This is a genomic window from Vibrio sp. 1402 (genome assembly GCF_033340275.1).
On the sequence record NZ_JAWOWE010000042.1, the window covers coordinates 1 to 2323 of the forward strand.

Consider the following 2323-nt stretch of genomic DNA (forward strand, 5'->3'; position numbering starts at 1 on the left):
TTCCTCCTTAGCTCAGTTGGTAGAGCGACGGACTGTTAATCCGCAGGTCGCTGGTTCGAGCCCAGCAGGAGGAGCCATATTAGAAGAATCCGCATCACTTGATGCGGCTTTTTTGTATTAGTTTAAAGCTAAGCTCTCTCCTACCCCATAACGAAATAACATAAGCGCTTTGATTATTAAAAACCGCTTACCGCAAGCTAACTATCGACTCACTAAGTAACCAGAAAATATTAACCACAAACGCGCGTGGCAAATGGTATGCCTTTCAACTAAAAAAAAGCTAGGTAAAAACCTAGCTTTTTAATTCAATCGGCCATCTCTGAAATCAGCTTAAACCACCAAGACAAATATACTTTGTCTCCAGATATTCATCGAGTCCTTGCTTAGCACCTTCCCGTCCAACACCCGACTCTTTAACTCCACCAAATGGAGCCACTTCAGTAGAGATGATCCCTTCATTAACTCCAACCATGCCGTACTCTAAACCTTCACTAAAAGTCACAATACGCTTCAAGCTATTCGTATAGAAATAGCAAGCCAAACCATATTCTGTATCGTTCGCCATTTCGAGAACTTGATAATCATTTTCAAAGGTAACAATAGGCAACACAGGCCCGAATAGCTCTTGCTGAACAATCGACATATTCTGCGTCACACTATCCAAAAGAACGGGCTCCATAAAGCGACCAGGCCGTCTCTGTGGAGAGTTAGCAATAGAGGCTCCTTCTTGTACAGCTTGATCGATCGCCGCCTCTAGTCGATGCTTAGAGGCCATCGTAATAACAGGACCTAATGTGACACCTTTCTCTAAACCATTTCCAAGCTTTAATTTGCTTAACTTCGACAATACTTTATCAATAAAAGCTTGTTTTACATTTTTATGAACATATAGCCGATTGGTACAAACACATGTTTGCCCCGCATTACGGAACTTCGACGCGACAAGCCCTTCCGCAGCCTCATCTAAGTCTGCATCTTCAAACACGATGAAAGGCGCATTACCACCCAACTCCATCGACACCGCCTTGACTGAATCACTGGCTTGCTTCATCAAAATTTTCCCAACGCGCGTAGACCCCGTAAAAGAGATCTTCTGAATCCTAGGATCAGTACTTAGTACTTGACCAAACTCAGCAGCCTGCTCCGACACCACGACAGAAAGCAGTTCTTTAGGGATACCAGCCTGATAAGCTAATTCAACAACAGCAATTGCAGTGAGAGGGGTAAGCTCTGATGGCTTGATCAACATGCCACAACCTGCCGCTAGGGCTGGTGCTGCTTTTCTTGTAATCATCGCAATAGGGAAGTTCCAAGGTGTAATTGCAGCGCATACTCCCACAGGCTGGCGAATTGCAGATAGACGTCTATCTGTCGTGGGGGCAGGAATAACTTCGCCATAAGCACGTTTTGCTTCTTCTGAGAACCACTCGACAAAAGAGGCACCATACATCACTTCCCCTTTGCTCTCAGCTAAAGGTTTACCCTGCTCTAAGGTAATAATCGTGGCTATGTCTTCTGCATTATCAAGAAGTAGTTGATACCACCCCCTCAAACGACGAGAGCGCTCTTTGGCACTTAATTTAGCCCAACGGACTTGCTCCGTTTTGCACTGACCAATGAGATCATCTAACTCATCAAGAGTACTAGGCTTTAACCGAATTAACTCTTGCTCAGTTGCAGGGTTGATGACCACAATTCCCTCTTCGGAAGACCATTGCTTAAATACAGATTTCAGCGTTTCATTTTTTATTTGTTGCATCATCAAACATACTCCTCAAGAACTCCTCTTAGGTTAATCGCTACTAGCAAGTTCAGCAAAGAAAACAAAGTTTTCTAAAAGGCATTAATTTTCGGAAGACTTAGCTCTCTTCCTCACTATATTTCGGGAAATTGCGTAATCCACGCAACGACGGTCCCGCTCTAAACATGGAAGCAATGAATGTTTGAGAAATAAGATGTAGAAAATTATTGTTTAAGAGAGACGCTAACAAAACGCGCAGTGAGGAAGACTATTCATTCTATTACGGTTGAGGGCGAGTGTTATAAAGACTCATTGTTCAAATGACCAATCTTTCAACGAGGACAGGATACAAACTCGGAGTAATTGGAAGTGCAGGCAGCAGGCTCATCTTCCTGAGAAACTCATGTGCCAAAAGGGTAAAGAAAGTCGTATTGTCTCGCCTTCAATGTGTAAATGCATTTCTAGGGGACACGACCAAACGAAAAAGCCCCAGTCTTTCGACTGGGGCTTAATATAAGTGGCGGAGTGGACGGGACTCGAACCCGCGACCCCCGGCGTGACAGGCCGGTATTCTAACCAACT

The 2323-nt window shown here is 44.2% G+C and carries 1 protein-coding gene and 1 tRNA gene; one reads left to right on the forward strand and one right to left on the reverse strand.

Features of this window, described 5'->3' with window-relative positions; translation table 11 throughout:
* The first annotated feature begins 1 nt into the window (after nt 1).
* Nucleotides 2-77 (forward strand) — tRNA-Asn (locus R7044_RS23940).
* A gap of 248 nt (nt 78-325) precedes the next feature.
* On the opposite strand, the gene R7044_RS23945 is transcribed toward R7044_RS23940, so the two are convergent.
* Nucleotides 326-1762, reverse strand: coding sequence for an NAD-dependent succinate-semialdehyde dehydrogenase (locus R7044_RS23945; RefSeq protein ID WP_081107536.1), 1437 nt, complete (start codon nt 1760-1762; stop codon nt 326-328).
* Nucleotides 1763-2323 lie beyond the last annotated feature (561 nt).

Bases quoted from the DNA above. Each gene is read 5' to 3' on its own strand.
- R7044_RS23945 (WP_081107536.1), bottom strand. From the start codon at position 1,762: ATGATGCAACAAATAAAAAATGAAACGCTGAAATCTGTATTTAAGCAA.